Genomic DNA, 8502 nt, shown 5'->3' with positions numbered 1-8502 from the left:
CAGCCCGGTCGCGACCTGCAACCGGTTACGCAACTCCACCGCGGTCAGCGAATCAAAACCCAACTCCTTGAACGCCCGATCCGGCTCCACCGCCCCAGCGGAGGAATGCCCCAGCACCGCGGCCACCTCGGCCCGCACCAGATCCAGCACACTCCGAGCCCGCTCCGCCGCAGCCAACCCCACCAACCGCGCCGCCAACCCCGAACCAGATCCGAGCGCGACAGCCGGCACCAACGCCTCCGGCAGATCAGCCAGCAACGGACGCGACCGAGCAGCGGTAAACAACGGCAAGAACTCAGCCCACCGCACATCCGCAACCGTGACCAGATCGTCCCCGGTGCCCACGGCCTGGGCCAGCGCGGTCACCGCGTGCTGCGGGTCCATCCCGGCCAGGCCCTGCCGGCGGAGCGCGGTGGAGGCTTCGGCGTCGGCGGCCATGCCGACGCGAGCCCAGGGGCCCCAAGCGATCGAGGTGCCGGGAAGTCCTGCGGCCCGGCGGCGCAGGATCAGACCGTCGAGGGCGGTGTTCGCCGCCCCATACGCGGCCTGCCGGCCACTGCCCCAGGTCGCCGAGATCGACGAGAACACCACAAACGCGTCGACGTCACCGACCAGCGCGTCCAGATGCAACGCCCCGTCGACCTTGCCGCGGATCACACGGTCCAGATGAGCCTGGTCGGCGTCGGCCAGCGGCACGTCCTCGACGATGCCGGCCGCGTGCACCACAGCGTCGACATTCCCGACCGTGCCGAGCAACGCCTCCACCGCAAACCGGTCGGCCAGGTCACAGGCGTGCACCTCGGCGTTCGGCAGCTCGGCCAGCAACTCCGCAACACCCGGTGCCGCCGTACCCCGGCGCGACACCAGCACCAGCCGCTCAGCGCCGTTCGCCGCCACCCACCGCGCCACCTCGGCACCCAGACCACCGGTGCCTCCAGTGATCAGCACCGTGCCACGCGGCTGCCACGCCCGAGCGGCACCGGCCGGCGCGTGCGCGAGGCGCCGGACAAGCACCCCACCGCTGCGGAGCGCGACCTGGTCCTCCGCCTCCAAGGCACCGCCCAGGATCGCACCAAGGCGACTCGCCGCCCGGGTATCGATCGCCCCGGGCAGATCCAGCAAGCCACCCCACAGCTCCGGATGCTCCAGCCCCACCGCCCGACCGAACCCCCACAAGGCCGCCTGATCGACGTCCACCGCACCATCCGCCCGCCCCGTGGCCATCGCACCCCGGGTCACCAACCACAACGGAGCCCGGCCCGCGACGTCCGCCAAGGCCTGGACCAGCAAAAGCGTCTCATCAACCGAGCCGAGCGCCGAGACCACGCCGGACGCTTCCAGCCCGGCCAGCCGAGCCGCCAACTCGGCGCGGGAACCCGCCGGCACCGCCGTAACGTCCGCACCGAGCCCGGTGAGCACCTCGGCGAGGCCGAAACGGTCGTCGCCGACCAGCAACCAGGTCCCGGTGAGCTGCCCCTGGCCCGCGACGGTGGCGGGTTTCCAGGTGACGCGGTAGCGCCATCCGTCGATCAGCGAGCGCTCCCGGCCCCGTGCGCGCCAGGCGACCAGCGCGGGGATCAGACTCGCCAGCGCGGTGGTCTCCACGCCGAGGCGGTCGGCGAGGGTGACGACGTCGCCCTCCTCGACCGCCGCCCAGAATCCGTCCTCGTCACGGTCGCTGCGGGGCTTGATCCCCTTCGCGGGCCAGAACCGCTCCCGCTGGAACGGGTAGGTCGGCAGGTCAACGCTCCGGGCCCGGCCGAACAACGTCGACCAGTCCACCGGGACACCGTTGACGTGCAGGGTGGCCAGCGCGGTGACCGCGGTGGTGACCTCATCGCGGTCCCGGCGCAGCAGCGGAACCGCGACGGCATCCGGCTGCTGCACCAGCGCGGCCAGCACCCCATCCGGACCCAACTCCACAAACCTACTGACACCCTCCAACGCGGCCATCGCGTCGGCGAACCGGACCGGCTTGCGAACCTGCTCGACCCAGTACTCCGGATCCGACCACAACCCCGGCTGCACGGGCCGCCCGGTCACCGTCGACACCACCGGAACCACCGGCTCAGCAAAACTCAACTGCGCCACAACCGCCCGGAACTCCGCCAGCATCGGCTCCATCAGACGCGAATGGAACGCATGACTCGTCCGCAACCGCGAGACCTTCCAGCCCCGCTCCACCGCCAGTTCGGCAACCCGGTCGATGTCCGCCTCAGTCCCGGAGACCACCACCGAGGCCGGACCATTCACCGCCGCAACATCAACGACCAAGCCGCTGGTCGACTCGCCACCGCCCACGACGGCCAAACCACTACCACTCAACTCGCCCCCGTTCGACCCATCGCCGCCCACGGAAGCCAGAGCACCATCGCTCACCTCGCCGTCGGCCATGGAGGCCAGGAGCGCCCGGACATCTGCCTCGGCCGCCCCGACCGCGAGCATCGCCCCACCCGAGGGCAGCGCCTGCATCAACCGACCCCGAGCCGCGACCAGCGTCGCCGCATCCCCCAGGCTCAGCACCCCCGCCGCATACGCCGCAGCAACCTCCCCGATCGAATGCCCCACCACCACATCCGGGCTCACACCCCAGTGCGACAACAACGCATGCAGCGCCACCTCAACCGCGAACAGTGCCGGCTGCGCATACCCGGTCTGGTGAATCAACCCCTCATCGGCCAAGACATCTGCCAGCGGCCGATCCAGATGCGCCTCCACATGCAACGCCACCTGATCAAACGCATCCGCGAACACCGGGAACGTCTCGTACAACCCCCGGCCCATCGCCACCCGCTGCGACCCCTGACCGGAGAACAAGAACGCCACCCGACCGGTGCCTGCCACCCCACGCACCGCACCGGCCCCAGCCGCGACCGCGGCGAGACCACCGGTCAACGCCTCACCATCACCCGCAAGCACCACCGCCCGATGCGCCAGAACAGCCCGCCGCACAGTGGCGACACCCAGCCCCGCCAGCGGAACAGCGGCCACACCGGAATAGTCGAGCAGCCGCTCCGCCTGCGCCCGCAGCGCCGCCTCGCTCGCCCCGGACAGCAGCACCGGCACGATCGGCAACGACGCCGGAGTGTCCACGGGCTCGTCGGCCGGAGCCTCTTCCAGGATCACGTGCGCGTTCGTGCCGCTGATCCCAAAGGCCGACACGCCCGCCCGGCGTGGCCGACCCCCGGCCGGCCACGGCTGCGCCTCGGTCAACAGTGACACCGCGCCGGAGGCCCAGTTGACGTGCGGCGAGGCCTGCTCCGCGTGCAGGGTGGGGGGCAGGGTCTCGTGCTGCAGAGCCAGCACCATCTTCGCGATACCGGCCGCGCCGGCGGCGGCCTGGGTGTGGCCGATATTCGACTTCACCGAACCGAGCCACAACGGCGTCTGCCGATCCTGGCCGTAGGTGGCCAGCAACGCCTGCGCCTCGATCGGATCACCCAGCCTCGTCCCGGTGCCGTGCGCCTCCACCGCATCCACCTCGGACGAAGCCAGACCGGCATTGGCCAGGGCCTGCCGAATCACTCGCTGCTGCGACGGACCATTCGGCGCGGTCAACCCATTCGACGCACCGTCCTGATTCACCGCCGTACCCCGCACCACCGCGAGCACCGAACGCCCCGCCGCCCGCGCCGACGACAACCGCTCCACCACAAACACCCCGGCGCCCTCGCCCCAGGTGGTGCCGTCCGCGTCGGCGGCAAACGACTTGCACCGGCCGTCGGCGGCCAGCCCGCGCTGGTGGCTGAAATCCAGGAATGCGGTCGGAGTCGCCATCACGGTCACGCCGCCGACCAGCGCCATCGAGCACTCGCCCGACCGCAACGCCTGCGCGGCCAGGTGCAGTGCCACCAGCGACGACGAACACGCCGTGTCCACCGTCACCGCCGGACCCTCCAGCCCGAACGTGTAGGAGACCCGGCCGGACAGCACGCTCGCCGCGTTGCCGGTGCCGATGTGCCCCACGGAGCCCGCGACGTCCTCGAGCCCGTCGTCCAGCAGCGCGACGTAGTCCTGACCGTTCGTGCCGGCGAACACACCGACCTGCTCACCGCGCAACGACAGCGGATCGATCCCGGCCCGCTCGAACGCCTCCCACGAGGTCTCCAGCAACAACCGCTGCTGCGGATCCATCGCCAACGCCTCACGCGGCGAGATCCCGAACAGCGCCGCGTCGAATTCGGCCGCGTCGGACACGAAGCCACCTTCACGCGTGTACGTGGTGCCGGGGTGGTCCGGGTCCGGGTGGTAGAGCGCGTCCAGGTCCCAACCGCGGTCGGTGGGGAAGGCGCCGATCGCGTCGGTGCCGGAGACCAGGAGGTTCCAGAGCGCCTCGGGAGTGTCCGCATCACCAGGGAACCGGCAGGCCAGCCCGACGATGACGATCGGATCGTCGGTGGCCGACGCGACCAAGGCGGCCGGTGACGCCGCGGGCAACGCGCCGACGAGCTGACCGAGCAGGAACGTGGTCAGCCGCTCGGCGTCCGGATAGTCGAAGACCAGCGTCGCCGGCAGCGTGAGCCCGGTCGCGGCGGCCAGCCGGTTGCGCAGCTCCATCGCGGTCAGCGAGTCCAGCCCGAGTTCCTGGAACGAGCGATCGGGCGCCACCGCGTCGGCGGAGGAGTGCCCCAGCACGGCCGCGGCCTGTTCGCGGACCTCGGTCAGGACCGTCCGGCGCGCCTCGGCGGGCGAGAGGTCCGCCAGCCGTACGGCCAGCGGCAGCCGACCGGTCACCATCACCTCGCGACCTGGTGCCCGCAGCTCGGGCAAGTCGGCCAGGACCGACGCCGGCCGGACCGCGCCCAGCTCGGCGGCGAACCGCTCCCAGCGCACGTCCGCGACAACCACCGTCGGTTCGCCGCTGCCCACCGCGGCGGCCAGTGCGGCCAACGCCGACGCGGGGCGCAGCAGCGAAAGGCCAGCGCGACGGAACTGCGCTGAGCCCCCGTGGTCGGCCATCATGCCGGCGTCGGCCCAGGGTCCCCAGGCGATCGAAGTCGCGGGCAGTCCCAGCACCTTGCGGTGCTCCGCGAGCGCGTCGAGCGCCGCGTTGGCGGCGGCATAGTTGGCCTGGCCCGGGTTGCCGAAAACACCGGCCGTCGAGGAGAACAGCACGAACGCCGAGAGCGGCCGGTGTTCGGTGAGCTCGTGGAGCTGCCAGGCCGCGCCGGCCTTGCTCGCCAGTACCGTGTCGAGCCGGGCCGGGTCGAGGCCGGCGATCACGCCGTCGTCCAGTACCCCGGTGGCGTGCACGATCGCCAGATCGGGCTCGCCGTCGAACTCCCGCACCAGCGTCGCGACCGCGGACCGGTCGGTCAGGTCGCAGGCGCGCGCCTCGATGTTCTTGAACTCCGCCGTCAGATCACGGACGCCGTCCGCCGCGGCCCCTCGCCGGCTGACGAGCACGACCCGGCGGGCACCGTGCTCCGCGGCCCACCGGGCGACCTGCTGACCGAGGCCACCGGTGCCGCCGGTGACCAGGACCGTCCCTCGCGGTTCCCAACTGTTCCCGAGGCGCTGCGGCGCCGGGGTCAAGCGGCGGGCCAGCAGCCCGGCGCCGCGGACGGCGACTTCGGTCTCGTCGCCCAGACGCCCGGCGAGGACGGCGACCAGGCGAGCGGTCGCGCGCGGGTCGAGCCGTTTGGGAAGGTCAATCAGGCCACCCCAACGGTCGGGGTGCTCCAGACCGACGACCCGGCCGAAGCCCCAGATCTCCGCCTGGAGCGGGTGGGCTGCCGGATCGGCGGCGCCGATCGCGACCGCACCACGGGTGAGCAGCCAGAGCGGCGCCACGATGTCGGCGTCGCCGAGCGCCTGGACGACCGCGAGCGTCCCGGTGAGCGGGCCGGCCGACGCGAGCACGCCGGTGATCGGCGTGTTGAGCGTCCGCAGCCGGTCGGCCAGTTCGGTCCGCGCCCCGGTCTCCAGCCGGAGCACGGTCGCGCCGTGGCTGGTCAGGGCCTCGGCCAGCGCGGCAGCGTCCTCGCCGTCCTCGCCGAGCAGCAACCAGGTGCCCTCGATCGGAGCCGGGCCGGGATCGGCGACCGGCTTCCAGGTTACGCGGTAGCGCCAGCCGTCAATCTGGGACCGCTCGCGACCGCGTGCCCGCCACGTCGACAGCGCGGGCAGCATGGTGGCCACGGCCTCGGCGTCGACACCCAGCTCGGCTGCGAGCGCGGGGAGATCGCCCTGCTCGACGGCGTTCCAGAAGCCGGCCTCCACCGGTTCCGCGGAGCGAGTGGGCACTGCTGCTCGCAGCCAGTAGCGCTGGCGCTGGAAGGCGTACGTCGGCAGCTCGACCGGCTGAACCCCGGCAAAGAGCGCCGACCAGTCGACCGACGCACCGTTGACGTGCAGGGTGGCCAGCGCGGTCAGCGCGGTGGTGACCTCATCGCGCTCCCGGCGCAACAGCGGAACCGCGATGGCATCCGGCTGCTGCACCAGCGCCGCCAGCACCCCATCCGGACCCAACTCTACAAACCTACTGACACCCTCCAGTACGGCCAGCGCGTCGGCGAACCGGACCGGCTGACGGACCTGCTCGACCCAGTACTCCGGATCCGACCACAACCCCGGCTGCACGGGCCGCCCGGTCACCGTCGAAATCACCGGAACCACCGGCTCAGCGAAACTCAGCTGCGCCACAACCGCCCGGAATTCGGCCAGCATCGGCTCCATCAACCGCGAATGGAAGGCGTGGCTCGTCCGCAACCGCGAGACCTTCCAGCCCCGCTCCACGGCCAGCTCGGCGACCCGGTCGATGTCGGCCTCAGCCCCAGAGACCACCACCGAGGCCGGGCCGTTCACCGCGGCGACATCAACGGCGAAGCCACTGCCGTTCGACTCTCCGATGCCCATGACGGCCGAGCCACCGCCACTCGACTCGCCACCGCCGTTCGACCCATCGCCGCCCGCGGAGGTCAGACCACCATCACTCGCCTCGCCGTCGACCACGGAGGCCAGCAGCGTCCGAACCTCCGCCTCGGCCGTCCCGACCGCGAGCATCGCTCCGCCAGCAGGCAACGCCTGCATGAGCCGGCCCCGAGCCGTGACCAGCGTGGCCGCGTCCGCCAGCGTCAGAACACCTGCCACCTGCGCCGCAGCGATCTCCCCGATCGAATGCCCCACCAGCACATCCGGAGCGATGCCCCACGAGCGCAGCAGAGCATGCAACGCCACCTCAACCGCGAACAACGCCGGCTGCGCATACCCGGTCCGGTGAATCAACTCCTCATCGGAATCGGCCAGCACGACCGCCAGCGGCCGATCCAGATGCGCATCCACATGCAACGCCACCTGATCAAACGCATCCGCGAACACCGGGAACGTCTCGTACAACCCCCGGCCCATCGCCACCCGCTGCGACCCCTGACCAGAGAACAAGAACGCCACCCGACCGGCACCGGCCACTCCGCGCACCGCACCGGCCCCAGCCGCGACCGCGGCAAGACCACCGGTCAACGCCTCACCATCACCCGCAAGCACCACCGCCCGATGCGCCAGAACAGCCCGCCGCACAGTGGCGACACCCAGCCCCGCCAGCGGAGCGGTATCCACACCGGGATGGTCGAGCAGCCGCTGCGCCTGCGCCCGCAGCGCCGCCTCATCAGCCCCCGACAGCAGCACCGGCACCACCGGCAGATCCGCAACCGGCACCGGCGCGGCAACCGGCTCTACGGCCGGCGCCTCCTCCAGGATCACATGCGCGTTCGTGCCACTGACACCGAACGCCGACACACCCGCCCGACGCGGCCGCACTCCGGCCGGCCAGGGCTGCGCCTCCGTCAGCAGCGACACCGCGCCGGAAGCCCAGTCCACATGCGGAGACAACCGCTCCGCGTGCAAGGTGGCAGGCAGACTCTCATGCCGCATGGCCAGCACCATCTTCGCGATACCGGCAACACCGGCCGCAGCCTGGGTATGGCCGATATTCGACTTCACCGACCCCAACCACAACGGCGTTTCCCGGTCCTGGCCGTAGGTGGCCAGCAACGCCTGAGCCTCAATCGGATCACCCAGCGTGGTGCCGGTGCCGTGCGCCTCCACCACGTCCACCTCGGAGGAGACCAGACCGGCATTGGCGAGCGCGGTCCGAATCACCCGCTGCTGGGCTGGCCCGTTCGGTGCGGTCAGCCCGTTCGACGCGCCGTCCTGATTCACCGCCGTACCCCGCACCACCGCGAGGACCTCGTGGCCAAGCCGTCGAGCATCGGACAGCCGCTCGACCAGCAGCATGCCCGCACCCTCGGCCCACCCCGTGCCGTCCGCGTCGGCGGCGAACGACTTGCACCGGCCGTCAGGGGCAAGACCCCGCTGCCGGGAGAACTCCACGAACACATCCGCGGTCGGCATCACGGTCACGCCGCCGACCAACGCCATCGAGCACTCACCCGACCGCAACGCCTGTGCGGCCAGATGCAACGCCACCAGCGACGACGAACACGCCGTGTCCACCGTCACCGCCGGACCCTCAAGCCCGAACGTGTAAGAAAGACGACCCGA

The 8502-nt window shown here is 71.6% G+C and carries 1 protein-coding gene; it reads right to left on the bottom strand.

Annotated elements, in window-relative coordinates; genetic code table 11:
* On the bottom strand, positions 1–8502 hold an 8502-nt coding region (locus tag CHC08_RS52225; RefSeq protein ID WP_245879007.1), incomplete at both ends, for a type I polyketide synthase.

This window comes from Streptosporangium subroseum, from assembly GCF_900188345.1.
Taxonomy (GTDB): Bacteria; Actinomycetota; Actinomycetes; order Streptosporangiales; family Streptosporangiaceae; genus Streptosporangium; species Streptosporangium subroseum.
Note: the sequence above shows the minus strand (reverse complement) of the source record. Positions and strands in the feature narration are given on the sequence as shown.